Origin of the sequence: Mesorhizobium sp. B2-3-10 (assembly GCF_006442275.1) — a bacterium.
In the GTDB taxonomy this organism is placed as follows: domain Bacteria; phylum Pseudomonadota; class Alphaproteobacteria; order Rhizobiales; family Rhizobiaceae; genus Mesorhizobium; species Mesorhizobium australicum.
In genome coordinates, this window is sequence record NZ_VFVT01000009.1 from 194373 (window position 1) to 218709 (window position 24337).

24 protein-coding genes are annotated in these 24337 nt (G+C 63.9%); 12 read left to right on the forward strand and 12 right to left on the reverse strand.

All coding sequences use genetic code 11. The features are described from left to right. Positions 1 to 38 precede the first annotated feature (38 nt). The 3 genes from FJ943_RS24905 to FJ943_RS24915 all read right to left on the reverse strand — a co-directional run bounded on the left by FJ943_RS24905 (position 39) and on the right by FJ943_RS24915 (position 4733). Positions 39 to 1037: a GlxA family transcriptional regulator gene (locus tag FJ943_RS24905; protein ID WP_032922464.1), complete on the reverse strand. Its 999-nt coding sequence runs from the start codon at positions 1035 to 1037 to the stop codon at positions 39 to 41. 28 nt (positions 1038 to 1065) lie between these two features. Beyond that, complete coding sequence (folD, locus tag FJ943_RS24910) at positions 1066 to 1965, reverse strand: bifunctional methylenetetrahydrofolate dehydrogenase/methenyltetrahydrofolate cyclohydrolase FolD (RefSeq protein ID WP_140725814.1); 900 nt, start codon at positions 1963 to 1965, stop codon at positions 1066 to 1068. 179 nt (positions 1966 to 2144) lie between these two features. Then, positions 2145 to 4733, reverse strand: coding sequence for a GumC family protein (locus FJ943_RS24915; RefSeq protein WP_140725817.1), 2589 nt, complete (start codon positions 4731 to 4733; stop codon positions 2145 to 2147). A 200-nt stretch (positions 4734 to 4933) separates the two neighbouring features. Here FJ943_RS24915 and FJ943_RS24920 point away from each other — a divergent pair, with 200 nt between their 5' ends. Further along, the gene (locus FJ943_RS24920; protein WP_140725820.1) at positions 4934 to 6229 is read left to right on the forward strand and encodes a lipopolysaccharide biosynthesis protein; all 1296 of its coding nucleotides are present in this window, start codon (positions 4934 to 4936) and stop codon (positions 6227 to 6229) included. Positions 6230 to 6234: 5 nt separating this feature from the next. On the opposite strand, the gene FJ943_RS24925 is transcribed toward FJ943_RS24920, so the two are convergent. The 3 genes from FJ943_RS24925 to FJ943_RS24935 are packed head-to-tail and all read right to left on the reverse strand — an operon-like array spanning position 6235 to position 9133. After that, on the reverse strand, positions 6235 to 7161 hold the full coding sequence (locus FJ943_RS24925; protein ID WP_140725823.1) for a DUF6492 family protein: 927 nt from the start codon (positions 7159 to 7161) through the stop codon (positions 6235 to 6237). After that, the gene (locus FJ943_RS24930; protein ID WP_015316291.1) at positions 7158 to 7964 is read right to left on the reverse strand and encodes a WecB/TagA/CpsF family glycosyltransferase; all 807 of its coding nucleotides are present in this window, start codon (positions 7962 to 7964) and stop codon (positions 7158 to 7160) included. Before FJ943_RS24930 ends, FJ943_RS24925 begins: the two co-directional genes overlap by 4 nt. Further along, on the reverse strand, positions 7961 to 9133 hold the full coding sequence (locus FJ943_RS24935; RefSeq protein ID WP_140725825.1) for a glycosyltransferase family 4 protein: 1173 nt from the start codon (positions 9131 to 9133) through the stop codon (positions 7961 to 7963). Before FJ943_RS24935 ends, FJ943_RS24930 begins: the two co-directional genes overlap by 4 nt. Before the next feature lie 171 nt (positions 9134 to 9304). Between FJ943_RS24935 and FJ943_RS24940 the strand changes: the two genes are divergently transcribed. The 3 genes from FJ943_RS24940 to proC are packed head-to-tail and all read left to right on the forward strand — an operon-like array spanning position 9305 to position 12476. Then, on the forward strand, positions 9305 to 10303 hold the full coding sequence (locus FJ943_RS24940) for a glycosyltransferase (RefSeq protein ID WP_015316289.1): 999 nt from the start codon (positions 9305 to 9307) through the stop codon (positions 10301 to 10303). Beyond that, on the forward strand, positions 10272 to 11600 hold the full coding sequence (locus tag FJ943_RS24945) for an O-antigen ligase (RefSeq protein WP_140660781.1): 1329 nt from the start codon (positions 10272 to 10274) through the stop codon (positions 11598 to 11600). The genes FJ943_RS24940 and FJ943_RS24945 overlap by 32 nt, the downstream gene beginning before the upstream one ends. Before the next feature lie 60 nt (positions 11601 to 11660). Beyond that, positions 11661 to 12476, forward strand: a complete 816-nt coding sequence (proC, locus tag FJ943_RS24950) for a pyrroline-5-carboxylate reductase (protein WP_140725828.1) — start codon at positions 11661 to 11663, stop codon at positions 12474 to 12476. 10 nt (positions 12477 to 12486) lie between these two features. On the opposite strand, the gene FJ943_RS24955 is transcribed toward proC, so the two are convergent. Genes FJ943_RS24955 through FJ943_RS24965 form a run of 3 tightly spaced genes read right to left on the reverse strand, consistent with a single transcriptional unit; the run spans position 12487 to position 14501 of the window. Continuing rightward, complete coding sequence (locus tag FJ943_RS24955) at positions 12487 to 12879, reverse strand: type II toxin-antitoxin system VapC family toxin (protein WP_140660779.1); 393 nt, start codon at positions 12877 to 12879, stop codon at positions 12487 to 12489. Beyond that, complete coding sequence (locus FJ943_RS24960) at positions 12879 to 13121, reverse strand: type II toxin-antitoxin system VapB family antitoxin (protein ID WP_015316285.1); 243 nt, start codon at positions 13119 to 13121, stop codon at positions 12879 to 12881. Before FJ943_RS24960 ends, FJ943_RS24955 begins: the two co-directional genes overlap by 1 nt. A 45-nt stretch (positions 13122 to 13166) precedes the next feature. Continuing rightward, positions 13167 to 14501, reverse strand: a complete 1335-nt coding sequence (locus FJ943_RS24965) for an NAD(P)H-dependent oxidoreductase (protein WP_140725831.1) — start codon at positions 14499 to 14501, stop codon at positions 13167 to 13169. Positions 14502 to 14840: 339 nt separating this feature from the next. Here FJ943_RS24965 and FJ943_RS24970 point away from each other — a divergent pair, with 339 nt between their 5' ends. The 3 genes from FJ943_RS24970 (at position 14841) to FJ943_RS24980 (ending at position 17087) form a co-directional block, all read left to right on the forward strand. Next, positions 14841 to 16247, forward strand: a complete 1407-nt coding sequence (locus tag FJ943_RS24970) for a PTS sugar transporter subunit IIC (RefSeq protein WP_015316283.1) — start codon at positions 14841 to 14843, stop codon at positions 16245 to 16247. Between the two features lie 71 nt (positions 16248 to 16318). Then, entirely contained in the window at positions 16319 to 16783 is a 465-nt protein-coding gene (locus FJ943_RS24975; RefSeq protein ID WP_140725834.1) for a PTS sugar transporter subunit IIA, read from the forward strand. A 16-nt stretch (positions 16784 to 16799) separates the two neighbouring features. Then, positions 16800 to 17087 (forward strand): PTS sugar transporter subunit IIB, encoded by a 288-nt coding sequence (locus tag FJ943_RS24980; protein ID WP_015316281.1) that lies wholly within the window; start codon positions 16800 to 16802, stop codon positions 17085 to 17087. A 33-nt stretch (positions 17088 to 17120) separates the two neighbouring features. Here the strand turns inward: FJ943_RS24980 and FJ943_RS24985 are convergent, their stop codons facing one another. From FJ943_RS24985 to FJ943_RS29740, 3 genes are all read right to left on the reverse strand, one after another. After that, complete coding sequence (locus FJ943_RS24985) at positions 17121 to 18515, reverse strand: multicopper oxidase family protein (protein WP_140725837.1); 1395 nt, start codon at positions 18513 to 18515, stop codon at positions 17121 to 17123. Between the two features lie 173 nt (positions 18516 to 18688). Further along, positions 18689 to 19507 carry an alpha/beta hydrolase gene (locus FJ943_RS24990; RefSeq protein ID WP_140725840.1) on the reverse strand — a complete coding sequence of 273 codons (819 nt, stop codon included), beginning with the start codon at positions 19505 to 19507 and terminating at the stop codon, positions 18689 to 18691. Then, positions 19482 to 19652, reverse strand: coding sequence for a hypothetical protein (locus FJ943_RS29740; RefSeq protein ID WP_181174627.1), 171 nt, complete (start codon positions 19650 to 19652; stop codon positions 19482 to 19484). The genes FJ943_RS24990 and FJ943_RS29740 overlap by 26 nt, the downstream gene beginning before the upstream one ends. A gap of 44 nt (positions 19653 to 19696) precedes the next feature. Here FJ943_RS29740 and FJ943_RS24995 point away from each other — a divergent pair, with 44 nt between their 5' ends. Genes FJ943_RS24995 through FJ943_RS25015 form a run of 5 tightly spaced genes read left to right on the forward strand, consistent with a single transcriptional unit; the run spans position 19697 to position 24321 of the window. Next, positions 19697 to 20950: an ABC transporter substrate-binding protein gene (locus FJ943_RS24995; protein WP_015316278.1), complete on the forward strand. Its 1254-nt coding sequence runs from the start codon at positions 19697 to 19699 to the stop codon at positions 20948 to 20950. A 4-nt stretch (positions 20951 to 20954) separates the two neighbouring features. Beyond that, positions 20955 to 21695 carry an ATP-binding cassette domain-containing protein gene (locus tag FJ943_RS25000; protein WP_140614675.1) on the forward strand — a complete coding sequence of 247 codons (741 nt, stop codon included), beginning with the start codon at positions 20955 to 20957 and terminating at the stop codon, positions 21693 to 21695. Continuing rightward, complete coding sequence (locus tag FJ943_RS25005; RefSeq protein ID WP_140725843.1) at positions 21692 to 22405, forward strand: ABC transporter ATP-binding protein; 714 nt, start codon at positions 21692 to 21694, stop codon at positions 22403 to 22405. Before FJ943_RS25000 ends, FJ943_RS25005 begins: the two co-directional genes overlap by 4 nt. Positions 22406 to 22414: 9 nt before the next feature. Then, positions 22415 to 23290, forward strand: a complete 876-nt coding sequence (locus FJ943_RS25010) for a branched-chain amino acid ABC transporter permease (RefSeq protein ID WP_140725846.1) — start codon at positions 22415 to 22417, stop codon at positions 23288 to 23290. Continuing rightward, positions 23287 to 24321 carry a branched-chain amino acid ABC transporter permease gene (locus FJ943_RS25015; RefSeq protein WP_140725849.1) on the forward strand — a complete coding sequence of 345 codons (1035 nt, stop codon included), beginning with the start codon at positions 23287 to 23289 and terminating at the stop codon, positions 24319 to 24321. Before FJ943_RS25010 ends, FJ943_RS25015 begins: the two co-directional genes overlap by 4 nt. Positions 24322 to 24337: the final 16 nt, after the last annotated feature.

Consider the following 24337-nt stretch of genomic DNA (forward strand, 5'->3'; position numbering starts at 1 on the left):
ATCAACGATAGCTCGCATAGGGCCCGTGCGTACCCAATTCAGTATGTCGTGCGGCGCTCTTCCGAGGGCGGGCGGCCAAACTGCAGCCGATAGCTCTGGGCAAAATAGGAATGCGAGGTGAAGCCGGTCGCGATCGCCACGTCGAGGATCGGCATGTTGGTCTGGCGCAGCAATTCGCGCGCCCGCTCCAGCCGCAGCCGCATATAGTAGCGTCCGGGCGTGACGTTGAGATGGCGCAGGAACAGCCGCTCCACCTGGCGCACCGAGAGGCCCGCCGACTTGGCGAGCTGTACCGCCGACAGCGGCTCGTCGAGATGGTCGGCCATCAGTTCGACGATGCGTCGCAACTTCTCCGACTTACCGGTGAGGTCACGTTCCGGCCCGACGCGCTGGCGGTCTCCAGCGGAGCGGATGCGCTCGTGCTGGAACTGGTTGGCGACGCCATTGGCGAGGTTGGAGCCGAAATCGCCACGCACGATCTCCAGCATCAGATCGATCGAGGTGGTGCCGCCGGCGCAGGTGTAGCGTTTGCGGTCGATCTCGAAGACGTTGCCCGTGCAGTTGATGTCGGGAAAGCGCTCGACGAAGCCGGCGCGGTTTTCCCAATGAATGGTGCAGCGATAGCCTTCGAGCTGGCCGGCCTCGGCCAGCAGGTAGGATCCGACCGACAAGGCACCAAGCGCGTTGCCGCGCCGGCCCCAGCTGCGCAAGGCGGCCAGAACCTTGCTCTTGCCCGGAAATTCTGTCGTCAAGCCGACCGAGACGAAGAGAATATCGACCGGCGGCAGGTCGGCGACGGCGTAGTCGATCTTGAGCGGCAGGCCGTTGGAAGCCATCACCGGGTCACCATCGGCCGATACAGTGGTCCAGCCGTAGAAATCGCGGCCGAGCAGGCGGTTCGCCGACCGGAACGTATCGATCGCGGCGGCCAGCGAGAACATGGAAAACTTGTCGACCAGCAGGAAAGCGAACTGCCGGCCGCCTTGAACGGGATCATTCGTGACCGGCCGTTCCGGGGAAATAGTGGGGTTCGGCAAAGCTGCGGCTTTCAGGGTCAACCCGGGCTCAGAAGGAAGGCCGCTTCAATCCGGCCGCAAGGTAGGCCGAAGCTAACGTATTGGCCATCAACATGGCAATGGTCATCGGCCCGACACCGCCGGGCACCGGAGTGATCGCGCCGGCCGCCCTGGCCGCTTCGGCATAGGCGACATCGCCGACGAGACGCGACTTGCCCTCGCCTTTCTCGGGCGCCGGAATGCGGTTGATGCCGACATCGATGACGGTGGCGCCAGGCTTGACCCAGTCACCCCTGATCATTTCCGGCCTGCCGACAGCGGCGACCAGGATGTCGGCCGTGCGGGCAAGCGCCGGCAGGTCCTTGGTGCGGCTATGCGCGATGGTGACGGTGCAGTTGGCGGCAAGCAGCAGATTGGCCATCGGCTTGCCGACGATGTTGGAGCGGCCGACGACAACGGCGTTGAGGCCGGACAGATCCTTGCCGCGCACGCGCTCGATCAAAAGCATCGAGCCGGCGGGCGTGCAGGGAACGAAGGCCGTGTCGAGTTCACCAGTGCCGAGCTTGCCGACATTGATGAAATGGAAGCCGTCGACGTCCTTGTGCGCCGCGATCGCCTGGATGATCTTGCCGGCATCGACATGGGCGGGCAGCGGAAGCTGGACCAGGATGCCGTTGATTTCAGGATCGGCGTTGAGTTCGGCGATGAGCTTGAGCAGCGCCTCTTGGGACGTTTCCGCCGGCAGCGTGTGCTGAAGCGAATGAAAGCCGCATTCCTTGGCGGTACGGGATTTGGAGGCGACATAGACCTGGCTCGCCGGATCCTCGCCGACGATGACGACGGCCAGGCCTGGCTTGGCCTGGCCCTTGGCGACCAGCTCGGCGGTCAGCGCCTTGACCGTCCGCACCACGTCTTCGGCAACGCTTTTTCCGTCAATCACTTCGGCCATGCCACCCTCAACATCGTTCCGCCCAACGCCGCTTCGAGAACATAATGCCGCGGCGCAGGCAATCTGCAGCGCGGCATTGTCACGAAAATACAAGCTCGCAATCCCGTCAAAGCGCCTTCCCATGCCGTTTACGCGAAACCGGCACGGTTTTGTTCGGCCTCCGCAGCCTATCTGATGGTTCAGAAGTAGCGGCGGCGGGTGCGGTTTTCCGTGAGTTCGCGGACCGCTTCGCGGAATTCACGCAGGCTGGCGCGAATCTCTTCGACCGATGCTTGTTCGCCACCCTCCTCGACCGGGGTCGGCCTCGCGGGCGCGGCGGCCGGTGGCTGCGCCGGAGCGGGCGGCGGCGGATACGGCATCTGCGCCGCATAAGGTCCCGCTGAGCTTTGCCTGGAGGGATGGCCCGCTTGCGACCAGGGCTGCGCCTGGGGGTAGCCCAACGGCTGTGCATAGGGAGAGGACGGAAACGGGGGAGCCGGGTACGTTGCCTGTTGCGGCATCAGGGGCGAGCGCGAAGGCAAGGTCATCCGCTGCCCATACCCCGCATCGGGGCCCGGCTGGAAGGGTGACTGCGAATAATCCAGGCCGGCCGCCTGCCGAGGCCCGAAACCGGACTCCGGATGGCCAGGAAATAGCGGAGCGTTGACAGGCCGTCCGTTGTCGGCGAAGGCGGGTAGGCCGAACCCGCTGGAGATGTCGTCGTCGGCTTCGGCGGACGGCTTGCGGGACATGGCCTTGCGCAGTCTCGACATGAGTGCGCCAATCCTCCCGGAGCTTTCGGCGGGAGCGGCCTCGGTCCGCGTGACCGGCGGCGGTGGTGCGGGCGGCAGCGGCACAGGCGCTGCCGGCATCGGTGGCTCTGGCGGAGGCTCCGCCCGGAATGCCTGCTCCTCGCGAGGCGCTCTCTGGTCAGCCAACTTGCGTTCGTCCACCTTGCGCTCGCGGCGTGAGCGCGCGCTTGCCGTCTCGCGCAGGCTGTCATAGGTGCCACGCAGAGCGCCGAGGCCAACACCGGCAGCAAGGCCAAGCAGCAGGCCGGCCAGCGCCACCAAGGCCCGTGAGGGTCCATTTGGCTCGAGTGGAGCCTGGGCGGGAGTGATCACATTGATGTTGGTCGTGTTGATGCCCGTCTGTTCACCAGTCTCCTTGGCGCGCAGGAGATATTGTTCGTAGACGGAACGCTTGGCGGTGGCCTCGCGCTCCAGCTCCCGCAGGGCAACCAGGTCGCTGTTGACGTCGCCGCTTTGGACCTTTGCCTGGGCCAGCCCGGAAGCGAGGTCCTGTTCGAGCTGAACCGCGCGCTTCAAGTCGACCTGCAGCGAAGAGGCGATGCGGCGCAGTTCAGCCGCGATGCGCTCGCGCGCGCCGGCGATCTGGGCGTTGAGGGCCTGGAGTTCTGGATGACGCGGTCCCAGCCGGACCGCGGCACGATCGGCCTCCTGCTTCAGCGTTGCATATTGCGAGCGCAGATCGCTCATGGCGTTGGAGTTGATCTCTTCCGGCAACGTGCCGGTCAGAACGGAATTGACGTCCAGCGAACGCGTCGACGCCGCCCGGGCATTGAGTTCCAGCGTGCGGGCGCGGGCGACCGAGAGCTGCTCGTTGAGCTTCAGCATTTGATCGTCGCTGATCAGATGGCCTTGCGCGTCGACCAGGCCATGCGTGGCCCTGAAATCCTCGACCTTGCGCTCGGCCGCCTCGACCCCCTTGCGCAGATCATCGAGCTTGGACGTCAACTCGTTCGTCGCGCGTCCGGCCATGTCGGACTGGTATTTGGCGGCTTCCTGCTGGAAGACGGTTCTCGTCGTATTGGCAATGAGCGCCGATTTGTCGCCGTTCTGGGTTACGGCGCTGACGGAAATGACAAAAGTCTTGCCGCTGCGTTCGACCGACAGGCTCTTGGCCAGATTGCCGACAGCCTGAGCCTGGCGGCGAACCTCATCGACGCCGCCCGGCCCATCGTTGCGTGACACGATCGAGCGGATGAGCGACATGACGCCGAGGCCGCCGGAGCCCTGGCCATTGAATTCCGGATCGTTGACGAGGTTGAGATTCTTGACGACCTGATCGAGAACGGTGCCCGAGGTGAGCATCTTGATCCGGGTTTCGACGACGGCCAGCGCGGCATCGGGCTGGCCTACCGGTTGGGTGAGATCGCGGTCGGAGAGCTTCAGGTCGCCCGGCTCGATGATCAGTTCGGTCGTGGCTTCGTATTTCTTCGGCATCGACAGGGCGACGGCAACGCCAAGTCCAGCGCCCAGTATCGTGGTCGCAACGATCAGCAGCTTCGACCTGGCAGCGCCGCGAACGACCAGCATCGGATCGATCAGCGGCTTCCACTGCTGACTGTCCGCCCCGCCATTGGAGGACGGGTCGGCTCCGCCCGCAGCGCGGGACCCGATTGCATCATGGGCGCCACCCGTGCCCGAAGGTTCCTCCGGGGCGGGCCTTGCTTGCGGCATGTCGGGTGGCAAATCGCCGGTGCCGGTTTCCCCCCGCGAACGCCAGGCGCCCTCGGATACAAACGGCTGCTCCTCGTCCAGGCGAGACCGTTCGGCGTTATCGGCTGCCGACCGAGGCGGGCTCGCCTTCGTCTCGCGACGGGAACGAGCCAGGCGATGGCGCGTGGCGGCATCCTCGCGCCATGAGGGGTCCGCGCGGTCTCCTATCGACACCAGCGAAGCATCGTCCTCGCCACGCACGGCTTCGCCAAGCGCCAGCAAGGAGCGCTCGCGCTTCCAGTCTTCACGGTTTTCCCTGTCGACCATGTCGTGGAGCTTTACTCTTGGCCGCTTGGCAGCGGCGGTCGGCCATTCGTTAAGTCACGCTAAACAGGCATAGGAAACAAAAGGTTAATTTTCGAAAGAGGACGGCAAGAATTCACGCCACGGTTGCAACGATTTTCAACACAGCTGAAAGCTTCAGAACGGCGCGTTAAACTTTCCAGCCTATGCATTTTCCTCGACGTATGACTGAGGCCAGCGACATACCGCAAAGGCGGACCTTCGCGCGGATCGGCACCTTGATGGCCGAACGGCGGGGGCTGGTGCGCGACTATTTTTCGGCGATCAGCGGCGCCGGCGGGCGACTGGTGTTTTCACTTGCCTATTTCATCGCGCTCGCCAATACGCTGTCGATCGCAGAGTTCGGCATGTTCGCCACCGCCTCGGCGGCCGGCGTCATGCTGTCGAGGCTTCTCGCCTTCGGTTTCATTTCGGCACTCTACCGCACCGCCACCATCCGCCCCAACCTGATCGGCACGTTCACAGCGGGTTTCCTGCTGCTCGGCGCCGTCTCGCTGCCGCTTTTGGCCGTGGCCTCGTTCGGCGTCTACCTGATCTTCTTTGCCGGCACCGTGCCGCTGTCGGTATTCACGGCGATCGTTTTTGCCGAGGCGCTGCTGTGGCGGCCGGTGGAAGTGGCGCTGATCGTCAACAACGGGCTGGGCAAATTCGGTCGGGCAGCCGTGCTGGCAATCCTGGCCACCGCACTGCGGGCGCTTGGCGCGGTGTTGTTCATGGTCTCGCCACAGCATGGCATTTGGATGTGGTCGTGGTTCTACATAGGGGCCAACGCCGCCTCGCTGCTTTTGGCTTTCGGCTGGTTCTATCCACGCCAGCGGCTGCGGCTGCGCATCGAACTCTATCTGCGGCGGCTCGCCGATTCCATCTATGTGGCCGGCGCCGAGGTGTTGTTCTACCTGCAATCGGAATTCGACAAGCTGCTGGTGCTGGCGATCGGCGGCCCGCATTTGGCCGGCATCTATGCCATCATCATGCGGCTCGTCGACCTGACGGCGATCCCCATCCGTACCTTCTCCATGATGCTCGTGCAGCGCATGATGCGCGCGCCGGAGCTGCTGTCGCGCCTTGCGATAAAGAGCGGCATCGAGGGCGGCGTGTTCCTCGTTTCAACGCTGGCGCTGGCAGCGCTTGGCATCGTGCTGCATTTCTTTCCCAACGCGCTCGGCAGGAATGTTTCCGAGGCCTCACCCCTGGTGGCGCTGGCGATCTGTGTGCCTGGACTGCGCAATCTGGTCGAATACCAGGCCGAGCTTCTTTTCGCGCGCGGCCAGACGCTGGTGCGAGCGCTCAATCTCGGCCTGCTCGCCGCCCTCAAGGCGCTGCTGCTGATCTATGTGCTGACCACCATTTCCGAAACATCTGATCTGGTGCTGTCGCTCAACATCGTCTTCCTGCTGCTCTACCTCGCGTCCATGCTGCTGACCTATTCGGCGCTGCGCAGACCGGCCAAGGCAATCTAGGACAATCAGCGATCAAGCCCGATCAGGCGTCGGATCCGGCCTATATCGGTGCCGATAAAGGACTGCATGCCGATTGCCACCTGCTCTGGCGCCATGCTGGCAACGAAGCGGCGGAACTCGTCGTCCGACAGCGCCTCGCCCGTCCAGTGGACGCGGCAGAATTCTTCCGAACCGTGGAAGTGGCCGGCTCCGTCCAGCAGATCGTCGACATAGCGTCCGTAGATCATGCATTCGGAGAATTTGCGCGCCGAGCCGATGACCTCGACCCAGTCGCGGCCATGGACCTTTTCGATCCGGCCGCACATGGCAAGCACCGTGTCGCGGCGCCAGGCGATCAGCGTCGAGATATAATCATGGACCGATCTCCGGGACGAATCGATGCCAAGTGCCGTTCCGGCATTGCGCGACCACAAGCGATGCTCGTCATGGCCTTCATCGGCGAGCACACCATCCCGGCGAAACAAACGCGCCTTGCCATCGCGCCAGAAGGCACCGCAATCGAACGCCTTCAGGAAAGCGACGTCGGAATCGCAGAAGATCAGCACGTCTTCCCCTGCGTGCGCCGATATGGCGATGCGGCGCAGCTGCTGCACGTGCCAGCCACGCAGCGGCTGGGTCTTCAGGCTGAGCCAGACGCGGCGGCGAAACAGGCTGAGCGGATCGTCGAAGGAGCGCAGCCAGTGCGGCAGGAGATCCCGCTCATCGACGACCGAACGGCGGCTGGTCTCCAACTGGCGGAAAAGCGGAAGGTCGCGATGTTCCACCAGAATGTAGTGGTGCGCGGCGCCCGAGACATGCCGGTCAAGCGTTTCGCACAGCAGTCGGCAGCGTTCAAAATCCGGGGCGTAGCTTGCCGTCACAACCGCTGCCGTCGGCGTCTTCGGCAACAGGCGTGGGCCGGCCAGCGGGTCTGGGACGAACCGCTTGTTCAACGAAACTCTCCGGGAGCATCTGCGACGGCCTCGGCGCCGCGCGCCCATTTCTGCTTGACGACCCGCCACAGGAACAGGGGGTTGCCGACCACGTAGCGGCGCCAGAGCCGGCCCGGCTCGACCGCCAGACGGAACAGCCATTCCAGCCGCAGGCGGCGCATCCACAGCGGTGCGCGCGGCACCGAGCCGCTCAGGAAATCGAGCAGCGCGCCGACCGCGATCGGCAGCGTGCAATGGCGTTCGTCGATGTGACGTTCAATCCACAATTCCTGGCGCGGCACGCCCATCGCGACCAGCAGCATATCAGGCCGTAGCTTTGCGATCCGGTCGATGATCTCCGGCTCCTGCGCGGGTGAGAAATAACCGTCGTGAATGACCACGAAGTTGTGCTGCACGGCAAGTGCCGCCAGCTTCACCGACGCCGCCTCGGCGTTGACACGGGTCGCACCGAGCAGTCCCACCGTCAGCGGCCTCTTGGAAGCCTGCAGGAAGGCCGGCACGAAATCGGTGCCGTTGAGATTGTCGGGAAACGGCGCGCCGTAGAGAAGCTTCGCTGCGAGATCGACGCCGATGCCGTCCGGCAGGATGAGGAAATCGTCGAGCGCCTCGGCGAACACCGGGTCGGTGTGGGCGATATTGGCATTGTGGGCGTTGAGGAAACTAACCTTGGTGAAGCGCCGCTCGGCGATCAATCGGTTCAGCAAGGCAATCGCATCGTCCCAGCGGATCGCCAGCACCGGAATGCCGAGGATTGCCTTCAGGCTGTCAAAGCCGAACGCGGCACGGGCGGCGTGCATGTTCATGCAAACACCTCCTCCCGCACGGCGCCGATTTTTTCGAGACCGACACGAACCGCGGCGTCGAGCGCCTTGACCTGCCGGCGATGGAAGGTGCTGCCATCGACATCGTTGATGTCGGCCGCGGCTGCCTCCAGGGCCTTGGCGAAGCCGGCCGGATCGTCGGTGACGACGCAATTGTCGGGGCGATGGTCGATACCGCGCAGCGACCGGCTGGTGGCGACCGAGGGCAGGCCAAGCTCGAAGGTCTCGATGGTCTTCAGCTGCACGCCGCTGCCCGCGGTGCTGATCAGCGGGATGACGGCCGCGCCGCGCACGAAAGCCCTGGCATCCGCGACACGGCCGACAAACTCGACGCCCGGATGCGCGGAGGTGACGCCGGAAGGCATGTGACCCGCTATGCGGATGCGGAAACCAGGCCGCAGATGCGGCACCACCTTGCCCAGGAACCAGTCGAGGCCGATGCGGTTCGGCTGCCAGGTCCAGGTGCCGATCAGGGCCGCGTCACAGTCGATCGCGCGCCGGCCGTTCCGGACTGGCGCCGTGGCGCAGGTCACCAGCGGCAGCACCGCCGAACGATCATCCGAGGCGACGCCAAGTGCCCCGCGATCCTCCTCGGCCAACGTGAAGACAAAACGCGCGCGGCGGCAGAGGCGCTCTTCGACCAGTTTGAGCAGCCTTGCCTCGCGCCGAAACAGCAGGCGCTGGAAAATGCCGGCGGCGGCAACGGCATTCTCCCGCGCCGAGAGATGCTCGACATTGTGGGCGACGAAAATCGAAGGCCGGTCTTCGAAGACCCGTTCGAAAGCACCGGCGAACTGCACGGAATTCAACACATAGCCATCGAACGGACCGGCTCGTTCGAGGGCGGCCTGAACATCGTGGCTGGACACCGCACGCAACTTGACCGACGCGAAGGTCAGGCCTGAAAACATCGCCTTGCCGACCCAGACAAGCTTTTGCAGCGGCGAAGCACTTTCGGTGCGCACGTCGACCGCCCCCAGCACCACGGTATTTTCGGGATCGGCCGCGGCTTTTCCGGGCCAGGTGAAGCCGATGACCGTGACGCGCGCGCCGGCGCGCCGCAGGGCGGCGATAATCGCGGCGTTGGCTATCTCGTAGCCCGAGGCGAGAGCACCGTCGGGCACGATCGATGTGGCGAACAGCAGATGCATCTTACCTATCCTGTGGTGTAGCCGGTAGCAAAGCGCGGTGAACCCTTGATTAAACGAGCACGATCAACGCCCCAAAACCCATGTCTGGCGGGCCTCTCCGTGCAAGGTGATTAACGAAACCTTATCATCGTGGTGCTACCAGAACGCGACTCACGACGCGGCTGGACACGGATGATCCCTTTGCCATTGGACGGTTCGGTATCGATCGCGGGACGATCTCGCCTGCTCGACGTGGAGGCCGTCGAAGCGATCGTCACCTTACCGACGTTCAAGCGGCCGCAACAGGTGCTGGAGACACTGGCGTCGCTTCGCGCGCAGCAAACCGACAGGCGCTTTGCCGTCATCCTCATCGAAAACGAGGCCGAGGCGCGGGAGGGCGCCAAGGCGGTGCTGCCGCTGTTCGAGCGCGGCGAGATACCGGGCATGGTCATCATCGCGCATGAGCGCGGCAATTGCAGCGCCTACAATGCCGGCTGGCAGACGGCGATCCTGCAGTTCCCGAACTTCAAGCATCTTCTGGTCATCGACGATGACGAGACCGCCGATCCGCAATGGCTGGAGCGGATGTGCCACGCCGCCGAAACGCTCGCCGCCGACATCGTCGGCGGCCCGCAGGTGCCCGTTTTTGCCGATCCTGCCCATGCCAAATGGGCCGAGCATCCCGTCTTCGCACCCCCCTACCGGGAGACGGGACGGGTGCCCGCGCTCTATTCGTCCGGCAATCTTCTGGTCGGGCGCAACGTGCTGACCGCGATGGGGCCGCCCTTCCTCGATCTCAGATTCAATTTCATGGGCGGCGGCGATTCCGACTTTCTCAGCCGGTCGGCGCAACGCGGCTTCGTGCTGGGCTGGTGCGCCGAAGCCAAGGTGCGGGAGACCGTTCCGGCCCGGCGCGTCGAGACCGACTGGATCCGCGCCCGCAGCCTACGCAACGGTGTCATCTCGACACTGGTGGAGAAGAAGAGGCGCGCCGGCATGCCGTTCGCCGGCGCCAAGGTATTCGCCAGGAGCCTGGCGCTGCTTGCCGCCTCGCCGCTTCGCGGCATCATGCGGCTGGCGCGCACGGGATCCCCGGCGGCCGCCATCTACCCCGTCCATGTGGCGCTGGGCCGCGTGCTGGCCGAATTCGGATATGCCAATGAGCAATACCGCCAGCCTGAGAAGAACTGAGCGCGCGCCGCTCAGCGCCGCGTTCACGCGCGGTGGCGTGGCGACCGCGATCGCCGCGCTGCTGTTCACCGTCATCATGGTGTCCTTCCGCCCGTTCCAGCCGGCCGGCGCCGAACTCACCGGCGAAGGGGGCGACATCGTCAATCAACTCGGCTTCGGCTCGCTCGGCGGGATTTCGATCTTCGCGCTGATGGCCTTCGCCGATCCGCGCGTCGTACGCTCGCTGCTCAGCCCGTCCTGGATACTGATGCTGGGCTTCTTCTTCCTGTCGGTGGTGCTGGCGACCGATCCGCCCTCGGCAATGCGCGCGGCGTCCTTCACCATGATCGGCATCCTGACGATGGCGACGATTCTGGCGCTACCCCGCGACGCGGAGTCCTTCTCCAGGGTCATCATCTTCACCGCGGTCGTGGTCATGGGCCTGTCCTATCTCGGCCTGATCGTCTTTCCGCACGAGGCGATGCACACGGCTGACTCGCAGGAGCCCGAACATGCCGGCTTGTGGCGCGGGGTGTTCACCCACAAGAACATCGCCGGCCCGATCATGGCCTGCTTCAGCTTCGCCGGGCTTTATCTCTACCGACGCGGCCAGCGCTGGTGGGGCGCGGGTATCTTCTGCGCGGCGATGATCTTCATGCTGCACACCGGCTCCAAGACCACCGCCGGGCTGGTGCCGTTCTCGATCCTGATCGTGATGTTTCCGAGTCTGATGGGCATGCGGCTCGGTACGCCGATCCTGTTCATGCTGGCGATCATCGCCACGGCGGTCGGCACGCTGGGCATCGTCTTCCTGCCGCCGGTGAAGCATCTGGCGGCCATCTACTTCCCCGACCTCACCTATACCGGCCGGACGACGCTGTGGGAGTTCGCCGGCTCGATGCTGGCGAAGAAGCCGTGGACCGGCTACGGTTATGAGAGCTTCTGGGGCACGCCGCTGCTGCTCAACCAGGACCAACCCTTCGATCGCCCGTGGGACATCAGGACCATCGTGCACGGCCATGACGGCTATCTCGACATCGCCGTGCTGATGGGCATCCCTGCCCTTTGCGTGGCGGTCTACACCTTCCTCATCGCACCATTGCGCGACTATATGCGCATTCCGCCGCGCAAGGAGAACATCTATCTCGGCGATTTCTTCATGATGGTGGTGCTGTTCACCGCACTCAACGCCTTTCTCGAGAGCTTCTTCTTCCATCGCGGTGATCCGGTCTGGCTGTTCTTCGTGCTCGGCGTGCTGGGCCTCAGGCAAGTGTCGTTGCGGCCGATCGCGGTGCGCACGCCTGTTCAGCGGTCCTGAGAGGGCTTCCCCACCGACCCGCGAGCGTCTATGTCATGGCCTTTCCTCGGAGGGCTCTCGATGACGATCAGGCTTGTTCTCGCCGGTTGCGGCAATATGGGTTACGCCATGCTCTCGGGCTGGCTGAAGTCCGGCAAGCTTGCACCCTCGGCGGTTTTAGTGGTCGAGCCCAATGCCGAGCTGCGCGATCGCGCAGTGGCGCTTGGCTGCGGCTCGGCAGCGGATGCCGGGGCCATTCCGGCGGATGCCGTGCCCGATCTGGTCGTCATCGCGGTGAAACCTCAGGTGATCCGCGACGTCACCGCCGCGTACAAGCGCTTCGGCGATGGACGCACCACTTTCGTCAGCATTGCCGCCGGCACGCCGTCCGCCACCTTCGAGGACATCCTCGGCAACCGCGCCCCCGTTGTGCGGTGCATGCCCAACACGCCGGCGGCCATCGGCAAGGGCATGATGGTGGTGTTTTCCAATCCCCTGGTTTCCGCCGACGCCAAGCGCTTCGTCGCCGACCTTCTGTCGGCCGGCGGCGAAGTGGCCACTATCGACGACGAGGGCCTTATGGATGCGGTGACCGCCGTGTCCGGATCGGGTCCGGCCTATATCTTCCATTTCATCGAGGCGCTGACGGTGGCCGCAGAGAAGGCCGGCCTGCCGGCGGCGACCGCCAGGCTGCTCGCCATGCAGACCGTCTACGGCGCGGCCTCGCTCGCCGCCGAAAGCCGCGAGGACCCGGCTATGCTGCGCAAGCAGGTGACCAGCCCCAACGGCACGACGGCGGCGGCGCTTGGCGTGCTGATGGGCGATGACCGGTTGACCAATCTCCTTACGCAAGCGGTGGAAGCGGCGCGGCTGCGGTCGATCGAACTAGGGAAATAGAGCAGACTCCCTAGGCCAGATCGGTATGCGAGAAGTCGTTGCCTTTGTAGAGCAGAGCAGAGCCGCGGCCCTTTGCGCAAGCATAGGACAGGCAATCGGCCAGGTTGAGTTGGGCGGGATGCCCGCGTCCTTTTCCATAGTCTGAAAAAGCTTGGACCGCGAGCTTGGCGTCGCCGGCGTCGATGGGAACGATTTCGATTTCGGCCTCGCGCAGAAAAGCCTCTATCGCCACTTCAGCGACGAGCGGCTCGACGGCCAGCATAGTTGAAAGCCGCATAGCCGCTTCGAGCACCACCAGCGCGGAAGTAATCCTGCGAGGTGCTACCGCGATGCGGTTGCTCCACTCGCCAGCATCTTCTTCTCCCGAAAGAATTGCGACGACCACCGAGGTGTCGACAAACATCAGGAGTGGCCCCACATCTCATCGATCTCATCCTTGTGTACGGGCCGGCCGCCCTGGCCAGCTCTGGCTTTGAGTTCATCGGCGATGGCAGCCAGCCGCTGCGCCAACGGAGCGCGTCCACTTTCCCGTTTCAGTTCGGACTCAAGAGCTTCGATCACCGCCTCGGTCATCGAAATCTTGCGTTTGGCGGCGAGCCGCTGTGCCAGTTCACGTGCACGCGGGTCCCTGATCTGGAGGTTCATTGGTCGATCCTCGGCGTCATCTGCCATTACAATATAGCGCATCTGTCATGACAGCGCCACAACGGGCTTGTTTCCGTACAGCATCTCGTCCTGCAGGCGGCGCAGCGCGAACAGACTGGTCGTCCGGTCTGGCGCTGCATTGTCGGTGGTCAGCAGTGCACCTTTCCTGACCGGCTTCAGCACCTTGCCGCCCTCGAGCAGGCCGACCGGCACGGCGCGCTGGGAACGCGCGTCGCCGACGGTCATGGTCCAGGAGCGATAGCAGGTCTCGCCGATCGCATCGAAGGTCTCGCCGGCGGCGAGATCGCGCTTGGCGACGGCGCAGACCTCGGCAACCGGCCGCGGCAGCGGCACCATGTCGGGCTTGCCGAACAGCACGATGCGAGCGGCCGTCAGCGGCACTTCCAGTGAGGTCAGATGGTAGGGCCGGAACAGGCTGTAATAGGGACCGCGGCCGATATGCAGGTCGTCCATGCGTTCGATGATGCGCGGATTCGTCGCCTCGACGATGACGAAGACACCGGGCGCCACACCCTTGCCGATGGTGTAGTCGACGACGCCTTTTTTCAGCAGGAGGCCACCATCCTCGCGCGGGATCAGCACCTTGACGAGGTCATCGCGGTCGGCCTTGGGACCATGCATGCCGGGCACGTCAGGCACCAGCCCGGTGGCGTTGGCGATGGCGCACATCTCGACCATGGTCTTGGAGCCGTCGACGAACTCGACCAGCATGCGCGGGTTCATGTTGCGGCGGGTCGCTTCCTCGCGATAGTCGTCAGGCACGGCATCGTGGTTGAGCGGGTTGTTCTTGCCCTTGCCAGCCGAGACGATGGTAAGGCCGAGTGCGGACGCGAACTCGATCAGTTCCATGCAGCTCGACGGCTCGTCGCCGGCGCCGACCGAATAAACCACGCCAAGCCGGTCGGCCTGCTGCTTGAGGTAACAGCCGATGGTGACGTCGGCCTCGACATTCATCATCACCAGGTGCTTGCCGTGCTCCATCGCCATCAGGTCGAAATCGGCGGCGACGCCCGGCTTGCCGGTGGCGTCGATGACGACATCGATCAGTGGGTTGGTGACCAGCATCTCGTTCGAGGTGATGGCTATTTTTCCAACCTCGATCGCCGCGGTGACTTTCGACGCGGTGTCGGCTTCGACCGCCATCGCCTCGTCACCGTAGGCGATGCGGATGGCGTCACGCGCGGTGTGCGGGCGCCGGGTCGAGACGGCGCAAACCGCAATGCCGGGCATCAGCATGCCTTGCGTGACGAGGTCAGTGCCCATTTCGCCGGAGCCGATGATGCCGATGCGCACCGGGCGGCCCTCGGCGGCACGTCTGGCGAGATCGCGGGCAAGCCCGGTCAAGGCGACATTGGTCATGCGGGATGTCCACAGCTTCTTGGTCTGGACGCGAATTAGCAGGGACCCTTCCCCTGTGCCAACAAAACCGCTCGCGACCGGCGATTTCCAACGAAAATGACCCGTGACAAGCGTCGTCGCCTTGGCCGATTGGCCCAAAGGCTTGCCAATTGACATTGTCGCGAACAGTCTCAATAAAAACATTCGTTTGCCAACAAAGGCAAATGTTCATCGAGACAACCGCTCGGAGGGGCACTCGTCTCGCGGCATCTGGGGAGTGCCTTTGCGCTAAGGTGGCGGCAGAGGCTGAGAGAAAGGAGCACCGCGAAGCTTTAGGCTCGGGGCTCCAGGGGAGGAAGAATGGATACTCTACTCGCTGGCCTCAAGGGGGCCATCGACACGCTCGGCGCGACAATCCTGCTGCCGATCGTCATTTTCATCATTGCCGTGGTTTTGGGCGCCAAGGTCAGCAAGGCCTTTCGCGCCGCCGTCACCATCGGGGTCGCCTTCATCGGTATCAACCTTGTGCTTGGCCTGATGTTCACGTCGATCGGCGACGTCGCCAAGGCCATCGTCACCAACACCGGCATTCATCGCGACATTATCGACGTCGGCTGGCCCTCGGCGGCCGCCATCGCCTTTGGCTCCTCGGTCGGGCTTTGGGTCATCCCGGTCGGCATCCTGGTCAACATCGTGCTGTTGCTGACGCGCATGACGCGCACGCTCAATGTCGACGTCTGGAATTTCTGGCACTTCGCCTTCGTCGGCTCGCTCGTCGTCGCCGCCACCGACAATCTGGCCTACGGCATTGCCATCGCGGCCCTGGTTGCGGCGCTGTCGCTGCTGTTCGCCGATTGGTCGGCGCGCGCGGTGCAGCAATTCTACGGCGTTCCCGGCATTTCGGTGCCGCATCTCGCCTCGGCGCAAATCCTGCCGATCGCCATCATCCTGAACTGGATCATGGACCGCATTCCCGGCATCAACCGCATCAACATCAACACCGAAACCATCGAGCGCCGCTTCGGCGTGTTCGGCGAACCGGTCGTGCTCGGCCTGATCATCGGCCTCGTGCTCGGCGCCATCGCCTTCTACAATGCCGGCGATCCCGGCACGGTGCTGGCCAAGGTGCTGGGCACCGGAATGACACTTGCCGCGGTTATGCTGCTGCTGCCGCGCATGGTGAAGATCCTGATGGAGGGCCTGATCCCGGTTTCCGACGCGGCGCAGGAGTTCGTGCGCAAGCGCACCGGCGATCGCGAGCTTCTCGTCGGCCTCGATTCGGCGATCCTGATCGGCCATCCCGCCGCGATCTCGTCGTCGCTGATCCTGGTGCCGATCGCGATCATCCTGTCGGTGATCCTGCCGGGCAACCGCGTCATCCTGTTCGCCGACCTGGCGGTCATCCCGTTCATCGTCGCCATGACCGCGCCGCTGGTCAAAGGCAATGTGTTCCGCATGGTGGTGATCGGCACGGTCACCTTGGCGATCGGCTTCTATGTCGCCAACGCCCTGGCGCCGCTGTTCACCAGTGCGGCCGTCGCATCGGGCTTTAAACTGCCGGCGGATGCTTTGCAGATCACCTCGGTGGTCGACGGCTTCCTGTGGGTACCCTATGTGATCATAGAGGCGATCCAGGGACTTGGGCTGATCGGCATCATCGTGATCGCCGTGGTCATCGCGGCGCTGTTCGTGCTCTATCGCCGCAATCCGCTCGGCTGGGAACGGGCGGCGGGCGCCGAGGACGAGCCGGCCGAAGGCACGGCCTGAACGCAAGCGTGCCTTCATCTGAAACGATCGTGCGCCTTCGCCGGGCGCACGATTTATCGACGGAGCAAGACATGTCCGACGCCCTCATGCAGCTTCTGGATCCCGAAGCGATCGTGCTCGGGTCGGACGCGTCGACCAATGAGGAGATCATCCGCGTCCTGGCGGGACGGCTCGAGGCCCTTGGCTATGTCAAGAGCTCCTATGCCGACGCGGTCGTGCGCCGCGAAATGACCATCCCGACAGGATTGCCGCTGGAACGCGCCGACAATGTCGCGGTGCCCCACACCGATCCCGAGCATGTGCTGAAGCCCGGCATCGCAATGGGCACGCTGAGAAAGCCGGTGATCTTCGCCAACATGGAAGACCCCGACGAGAAGCTGCCGGTGGGTTTCGTCTTCCTGCTTGCGATCAATGACAAGGACAAGCAGATTGAAGCGCTGCAGTCCGTCATGGCAACGATCCAGAATCCAGATGCATTGGACGGCTTGAGGTCGGCCAGGACGCTTGACGACGTGCGCACCGTGCTCGGCTGCTAATCAAGGGAAAGCAAAGATGGCCAGACAGAAGACAATTCTCTTTGCCTGCGGCACCGGCATCGCCACCTCGACGGCGGTCAACGTCGCCGTTACCGAGGCGATGAAGATGCGCGGCCTTACCTTCAACGCGCAGCAGGCCAAGGCAACCGAAGTGCCGGGGCTCGCCGATAGCGTCGACTTCATCGTCGCCACCACGCCGATCTCGGCTTCGGTGACCAAGCCGGTCATCAAGGGCCTCGCCTTCCTCACCGGCATCGGCAAGGACAAGGTGCTCGACGAGATCGAGGCGCAACTGCGCAAGTAGGTCGCGGACAATGCGGCTTTCGGTGGGCTTGGCTCAGACCACTCTGACGTAACTCGTCATGCCCGATTTCTGGTGCTCGATGATGTGGCAATGCAGCAGCCAGTCGCCGGGATTGTCGGCGACGAAGCCAAGGCTCACCTTCTCGTTGGGCTGGATGAGATAGGTGTCCGAAATCAACGGCTGCACCGGCCGCGTCGAGGATGACAAAACCTTGAAGCTCATGCCGTGCAAATGCATCGGATGCGATTGCGGCGTCAGGTTCTCCATGTCGATGACATAGCTCCTGCCAAGCTTCAGCTCGGCGAGCGGCGCGGTTGGATCGGGCGTATCGCCCGGCCACGGCACCTTGTTGATCGCCCAGAAACTGTAGCCGAGAGAACCGCAGATGCTGTCGCTCGGGACGTTCTCCGCCGTGGCGCTGAGCGACAGGGAGATATGCTGGGCCGAGCCGAGATCCACTTCCGCCACCGGATTCACTTCCAGCGGCGCAACGTCGCGAACGTCCCGCTTGAGCGAGTTGCCCGTCGCGCGCAGCGTCGCCAGCACCTTGGGCTTGGTGCCCCTGACGTCCCGCAGGCTGACGATCGCGCCCTCATCGTCGGGCATGCGGATGGCGAGTTCCATGCGCTGCCCCGGTCCAAGCAGCAAGGCATCGGGCGCAAAGCGCTCCGGCACCGGATTGCCGTCCAGCGCCATCACCATCGCTTCGGCGCCGTCGACGCGAAAGGCATGGATGCGGGTGACATCGGTAATGGCGATGCGCAGCCGCACCAGCCCGCCGGCGGGCGCGTCATATTGCGGCTGATCGAGCCAGTTGGCGGTACGCACCGTGCCGTAAGTGCCGGTTCTCGCGGCATCGCGCGGCCGGAACTGGTCGATGAACTGGCCGTCGTCGCCAAGGCGCCAGTCGCGCAGGTTGAGGACAAACTCGGCGTCGAATTCCGGATCGTTCGGGTTTTCAACCACGATCACGCCGGTCAGGCCGTGCCCCATCTGCTCCAGCGTGTTGCAGTGCGGGTGATACCAGAAGGTGCCGGCATCGGGCGGCGTGAAGGCATAGTCGAAATGATCGCCGGTGTAGACGTAAGGCTGCACCAGGAAGGGCACGCCATCCATCTTGTTCGGCAGGCGAATACCGTGCCAGTGGATGGTCGTCGGATCGTCGATGGCATTGTCGAGGCGCGCGGCAAAGGGTTCGCCTTTTTTCATCCTGAGCACCGGCGGCATTCCCGCTTTGCCGTAAGTCAGCACATTGTTGGTCTGGCCGACATCCATCAGCTTCGCCTGGATTTTCGCCGTCCGCAGCACCACCGGCTCAGGCGCGGACGCCGCCCAGCCGCCAATCCTGCCCATGGCGGCAAGCCCGAGCCCGCTCGCACCGGCAACGGCGGCTGTTTTCAGCAGTCCGCGGCGTGTAAATACGGTCATGTCGCACTCCAACGGAAAAGCTGACTGCTCTTCGCAACTTTGCCGTCATAGCCGGACACGCATGCCTTGCCAACGGCCCGGTCGCGGCCGCCCTCCTCCTGTCAGTGCAATGAGGCCAGCAGGGCTGGACTCATTCCGGTCGATGGCGGCTGGTCGGTGGCCTTGCGGCGAGTCTATACCTGATCCACGCTTTCCAGGAAGCGGGCGAAGATCGGGTTGAAGCGGTCGGGAGAATCCCAGAACGGCGCATGGCCCGATTTGTCGAGCAGATGCGCCTTGCCTTCCCACAGGTTGGAGAACTTGACCGCTGAGACAAAATCGGTGTTCACGAAAGGCTCGTCGATGCCATTGAGAACGGCGATCGGAGGCGTCTTGCCGGCGACGATCTCGCGCTGGTTGCGGCCTGTGCCGGCGGCGAATTTCTCGAACATCAGGCGCCGCGCCCGCCCGTCGGTGCGCGCCACCGTGTCGAGGAGGAACGGTTCGAACGGTTCCCCGCAAGTGCTGCGCGCATAGGCCTCGACATCAGCGGCGGTGAAGGCCTCTTGTCCGGCAAGGTGCATATGTGGACTCGACTTGAAGCCGTTGCCGACCTCCTCGGGCGCTACCGGTGGAGTGCCTGATATCATCAGTCCGAGCAGGCCAGGATAACGGTCGATCATCTCCAGCCCGATATGACCGCCGAGCGACCAGCCGAAGACGATGCCCTTGTCGATACCGAGCAGGCCGAGCACTTCGGTCATCGCATCGGCATAGCCTTCCATACTGTAGGAGCGGTCCGGATCGATCGCATTGCCGGAAGCCCCGTGGCCCGGCAGATCGGGGGCGATCATGTGGTAGCGCTCGCCCAGCGGGCTCTCGAGCTGGTTGCGGAAAACGGCACCGGAAGACGAATTGCCATGAATCAGCAGGACGGCGGTGCCTTTGCCGCCGGTCTCGCGAACGGCGATCCTGCCGTGACTGGTTTCAAGGGTCTTCTGCGCGATCGTCATCTTTGGCTCCGTCTGGAATCGCTCGTTTCGAAGCAGTTGCACAACAAAGCGCCGCCGCCTCCCCTAGCCCTGCCATAACATTTTCCCGGTCTCGTGCCGTTGAAAAATCCTTTTCAAATAACATCAATTGTGCGTAGATTGTCAATTATCCAACTCCCGATGAACGGGAGGAGAACAGGGAACGGCACGATGAAATCCAAATTCGCAGGCAACAGACTCCGCCATATGCTGATGACCACGGCCCTGATCGCGGCGTTTGCCACGGCAAGCGCCCCCGCTTTCGCCGATGTCGTCAAGATCGGCCTGCTGGCGCCGATCACGGGCCCTGCCGCGGCGGACGGCCAGGAATTCCAGCGCGGCGTGCAGATGGCAATCGATGAGGCGAATGCCGCCGGCGGCGTTGCCGGCAACACATTCGAACTGGTGGTCGGCGACGTCAAGGATCAGTCCGCCGGCAACGTCACCAGCGCGGTCGAGCGCCTGCTTGGCGATCCCGGCGTGCAATTCATGCTCACCGGCTACGCCAGCCTGACGAATTTCGAGATCGACAACATGGCCGAGGCCGAGATGCCCTACATGCTGGCGGCCACCTCGCAGCAGACCAGGGACATCATCGCGCCGAGTCCAGACAAGTACATGTGCTGTTGGTCGCTAACGCCGTCCTTCGACGCCTACAACACCGACGTCACCTTGTTCGTCGAGAAACTCGCGGCCGACGGCAAGATCACATTGCCGACCAAGAAGGTCGCCATCATCTCCTCCGACAACGCCTATTCGAAGACCATCTCGGAGGGCATGAAGAAGACTTTCAAGGAGAAGGGCTGGACTATCAGCGTCGATGAGATCGTGCCCTTCGGCGAAGTCACCGACTGGCGTTCGATCCTGGCCAAGGTGCGCGAGAATGTTCCCGATGTCGTCATCAACACCGATTATCTGCCGGGCAATTCGGCGTCTTTCCTGAACCAGTTCCTCGAACAGCCGACCAAGAGCCTTGTCTTCCTGCAATATGCGCCGAGTGTTCCGGAATTCGTCGAACTCACCGGCAAGAAGTCGAATGGCGTCATCTACAATCTCCTCGGCGGGGCGCTGACGACGCCGAAGAACCCGCGCGCCGATGAGGTGGCGGCCAAGTTCAAGGCCAAATATGGCGTCGAGAGCGGCACCTATGGCGTCGGCCTCTATGAAATGACCAACGTCTATTTCGACGCGGTCAAGAAGGTCGGCGGCGCATCCGACCACGCCGCGATCATGAAGGCGCTGTCGGAGACCGACAAGCAGGTCGCCGAGGGCCGGTTGAAATTCGATCCCGCCACGCATCTCGCCACGCAGGGCGACGACTATATCCCGATCACCTTCTTTCAGATCTGGGACGGCCAGCGCACGCTGATCTCGCCGGAAAAATACGCCACCGGTGCCTTCAAGCCGCAGCCCTGGATGCAGTGAGGGCATGGCCCTGCTTGAACTGGACGACGTATCGAAGGCCTTCGGTTCGCTGAAGGCCGTCGATGGCGTGTCGTTCAAGGTCGAGGCCGGCGAGATCTTTGGCATCGCCGGCCCGAACGGCAGCGGCAAGAGCACGCTGTTCAACATCATCACCGGCATCCCGTTCGGGCCGGACAGAGGCCACATCCGCTTTGACGGGACCGCGATCAACGGCAAGTCTGGACATGCCATAGCGCGCCTCGGCCTTGCCCGCACCTTTCAGCGCGAAACCAGCTTCGACGGCCTGACCGTATTCGAGAACGCGCTGATCGGCGCCAGCTACGGCAGAAAGGAGAAAGCTGCAGCGGCGGCCGCCCGCGAGGCGGCCGCAGAGGCACTGGAGTTTGTCGGCTTGGGTTCAGTGTCCTTCGGGCGGCTGGCCGGCGAGCTTTCCGTCTTCGAGCGCAAATGCCTGATGCTTGCCACCGCGATCGCCATGCAGCCACGCATGCTGTTGCTCGACGAACCGGCATCGAGCTTGACCAAGCCCGAGATCGAGACGTCGATCGGTTTGATCCGCCGCACCGCCGAACGCGGCATCACCATCCTCCTGATCGAGCATGTGCTGACCTTCCTGATGAGCCTGTCGCAGCATCTGCTGGTGCTTAACAATGGCCGCGTGCTCGCCGCTGGCGAGCCGGCAAGCGTGATCGCCGACCAGCGCGTCATCGAGGCCTATCTCGGAACCCGGAGGGCGGTGGCGTGACTCCCATCCTCACCGTCGAAGGCGTCACCGCCGGCTATGGCCGCGTCACCGTGCTGCACGACATTTCGCTGGAAGCTGGCCGCTTCGGCAATGTCGGCCTGTTCGGACCCAACGGCCATGGCAAGACGACCCTGTTGCGCACCGTCTCCGGCCTGCTGCGGCCGAAGAACGGCCGCATCCAGTTCGACGGGCAAGACATAGCAGGCCTCAGCGCCCGCGCCATCGTCGGCGCCGGCCTGATCCACGTGCCGCAAGGCAACCGGCTGTTTCCCGACCTCTCCATCGCCGACTGCATGGCGCTGGGCGCCTATTCGCCGCGCGCCCGTCCGCATGAGGCGGAGAACCGCGAGAAGGTGATCAAACTGTTCCCGAAACTGGCGGAACGCTGGCGCCAGCGCGTGCGCACGCTGTCGGGCGGCGAGCGCCAGATGGTGTCGATCGGCACGGCGCTGATGAGCCATCCGCGCCTCCTGATCCTCGACGAGCCGACGCTTGGGCTGGCGCCCAAGATCAAGGACGAACTCTGCGCCTCCGTCATGGACATTTCGCGCGGCGGGGTACCGCTGATCGTCGTCGAGCAGGATATCGAGTTCCTGCTGGAACTGACGCAGCAACTCTACCTCGTCAACCACGGCGCGGTGGCGACCGAGATCAAGCCGGGCGAGAGCCTCGACCACGGCGAGATCATGTCGATGTATTTTGGCCACTAGGAACTCGGCATGAGCGCATTGGCGGAAATCCTGTTCGGCGGCCTGTTCCAAGGTTCGCTCTACGCCATGATGGCGGTCGGGCTCGCTTTGGTCTGGACGACGATCGGCGTGTTCAACTTCAGCCACGGCGTGTTCATGATGCTGGGCGCCTATGTCGCCTGGCAATTGGTGGAACTCGGCCTGCCGGCGGCGGTAGCCTTTCCCGTCGCCGTGATCGTCATGGCCGGCGCCGGCTGGATCCTGCAGGCAAGCGTCGTGCGGCCGCTGATCGGCCGGCCCAACATCGTGCTGGTCGTCGTCATCACCACGCTTGCCGCCGGATCGCTGATCGAGAACGGAGCGCTCACCATCTGGGGGCCGCGCTCCAAGCAGATTCCGGCGCTGGTCGACGGCAACGCCATCATCGGCGGCGTCGGCGTTTCGCTGCACCAGATCGCCATCATCGTCATCACGCCGCTGATCCTGGCGGCGTTGTGGATGTTCCTTAACCGTTCGCGCCTCGGGCTGGCATTGCGTGCGGTCGCGCAGAACGAGGACGCCAGCCATCTGGTCGGCCTGAATGTCACCGCGCTCTACGGGCTGGCCTTCGCCATCGCCGCTTCGCTGGCGGGGCTCGCCGGCATCTTCATGGGCGGCTATCGCTTCATGTCGCCCGTGATGGGCTCAGACCCGCTGCTCAAGGCGCTGATCGTCGTCGTCTTCGGCGGCATATCGAGCATATCGGGGCCGATCTTCGCCGCCTATCTGATCGGCTTTTTCGAGGCCGCCTGCAGCTATTATTTCGGCCTCTACTGGACGCCGGCATTGCTGTTCGGCGTGCTGATCCTGACCCTGATGGTACGTCCCGAGGGCATTTTCGCCAGCCGCTCGCGAGGCCTCGCATGACCGACACGACCTCGCCGATCACCCAGATCCGCACAGCGGCGGCAACCCCGATCGCACCTGGCCGCACGCCGTGGAAGCACGAAGCCATCGGATTCGTGCTCGGCTTGGCCGTGCTGGCGCTGCTGCCGCTCGTCTTCGGCGACACCTATGCCCGCCACATCCTGATCATGGCCTTTATCTACGCCATCGTGGCGTCGAATTGGGATCTCAGCCTCGGCTATGGCGGCGTCTTCAATTTCGGTCATCTGGCGCTCTTCGGCATCGGCGTCTACGCCTACAGCCTGCTGACCAAGCTGGCCGGGCTCGATCCGTGGATTGCGCTGTTTGCCAGCGGCATCATCGCCACGCTTGCCGCGATCGTGGTGACCATCCCGATCCTGCGCCTGAAGGGCATCTATATCATCCTGGTCACCTTCGGCTTCGCGCAATTGGTCATGCAAGTGATCCTCAGCCAGTCCGACATCACCGGCGGCACGCAAGGGATCGTGCGTATCCCCGGCCTCTACTGGTTCGACCACAATATGGTCCGCGACGCCAAATTCGCCTATTTCTACATCGCGCTGGCGCTGCTGGTGGCGAGCACGCTGTTCCTGCGTGTGTTCGTGCGCTCGCGCGCCGGCGCCAGCATCGTGGCGCTGCGCGACAATGAGGAATACGCCGTCAGCCGCGGTGTCTCGATCGTGCACCAGCGCATGCTGACGCTTGCGGCAAGCGCCTTCTTCACCGGCATTGCCGGCGCCTTCTATGCCGCCTACCAACGCAACGCCTCGATCGACGTGTTCGGCATGAGCCTGGCGACCATCATCCTGTCGATGGTGCTGCTGGGCGGCACCAGCACCATCTACGGCGCCATCGTCGCCTCTTTCGTGCTGACGGTTTTCGCCGAGTGGATGGCTGATTTCGGCGCATGGCGCCCGATGATCACGGCGGTTCTGATCATTGGCGTGATGCTGGCCTATCCCAGCGGACTGGCCGGCATGATCAAAGCGGCTTGGGGTGCCGTCGCCGGGCGGATCAACCGCCCGGCGTGACCGCCTGAAAAGCAAG

Bases quoted from the DNA above. Each gene is read 5' to 3' on its own strand.
- folD (WP_140725814.1), bottom strand. From the start codon at position 1,965: ATGGCCGAAGTGATTGACGGAAAAAGCGTTGCCGAAGACGTGGTGCGG.
- FJ943_RS24915 (WP_140725817.1), bottom strand. From the start codon at position 4,733: ATGGTCGACAGGGAAAACCGTGAAGACTGGAAGCGCGAGCGCTCCTTG.
- FJ943_RS24920 (WP_140725820.1), top strand. From the start codon at position 4,934: ATGACTGAGGCCAGCGACATACCGCAAAGGCGGACCTTCGCGCGGATC.
- FJ943_RS24930 (WP_015316291.1), bottom strand. From the start codon at position 7,964: ATGAACATGCACGCCGCCCGTGCCGCGTTCGGCTTTGACAGCCTGAAG.
- FJ943_RS24935 (WP_140725825.1), bottom strand. From the start codon at position 9,133: ATGCATCTGCTGTTCGCCACATCGATCGTGCCCGACGGTGCTCTCGCC.
- FJ943_RS24940 (WP_015316289.1), top strand. From the start codon at position 9,305: ATGATCCCTTTGCCATTGGACGGTTCGGTATCGATCGCGGGACGATCT.
- FJ943_RS24945 (WP_140660781.1), top strand. From the start codon at position 10,272: ATGAGCAATACCGCCAGCCTGAGAAGAACTGAGCGCGCGCCGCTCAGC.
- proC (WP_140725828.1), top strand. From the start codon at position 11,661: ATGACGATCAGGCTTGTTCTCGCCGGTTGCGGCAATATGGGTTACGCC.
- FJ943_RS24955 (WP_140660779.1), bottom strand. From the start codon at position 12,879: ATGTTTGTCGACACCTCGGTGGTCGTCGCAATTCTTTCGGGAGAAGAA.
- FJ943_RS24960 (WP_015316285.1), bottom strand. From the start codon at position 13,121: ATGAACCTCCAGATCAGGGACCCGCGTGCACGTGAACTGGCACAGCGG.
- FJ943_RS24965 (WP_140725831.1), bottom strand. From the start codon at position 14,501: ATGACCAATGTCGCCTTGACCGGGCTTGCCCGCGATCTCGCCAGACGT.
- FJ943_RS24970 (WP_015316283.1), top strand. From the start codon at position 14,841: ATGGATACTCTACTCGCTGGCCTCAAGGGGGCCATCGACACGCTCGGC.
- FJ943_RS24975 (WP_140725834.1), top strand. From the start codon at position 16,319: ATGTCCGACGCCCTCATGCAGCTTCTGGATCCCGAAGCGATCGTGCTC.
- FJ943_RS24980 (WP_015316281.1), top strand. From the start codon at position 16,800: ATGGCCAGACAGAAGACAATTCTCTTTGCCTGCGGCACCGGCATCGCC.
- FJ943_RS24985 (WP_140725837.1), bottom strand. From the start codon at position 18,515: ATGACCGTATTTACACGCCGCGGACTGCTGAAAACAGCCGCCGTTGCC.
- FJ943_RS24990 (WP_140725840.1), bottom strand. From the start codon at position 19,507: ATGACGATCGCGCAGAAGACCCTTGAAACCAGTCACGGCAGGATCGCC.
- FJ943_RS24995 (WP_015316278.1), top strand. From the start codon at position 19,697: ATGAAATCCAAATTCGCAGGCAACAGACTCCGCCATATGCTGATGACC.
- FJ943_RS25000 (WP_140614675.1), top strand. From the start codon at position 20,955: ATGGCCCTGCTTGAACTGGACGACGTATCGAAGGCCTTCGGTTCGCTG.
- FJ943_RS25010 (WP_140725846.1), top strand. From the start codon at position 22,415: ATGAGCGCATTGGCGGAAATCCTGTTCGGCGGCCTGTTCCAAGGTTCG.
- FJ943_RS25015 (WP_140725849.1), top strand. From the start codon at position 23,287: ATGACCGACACGACCTCGCCGATCACCCAGATCCGCACAGCGGCGGCA.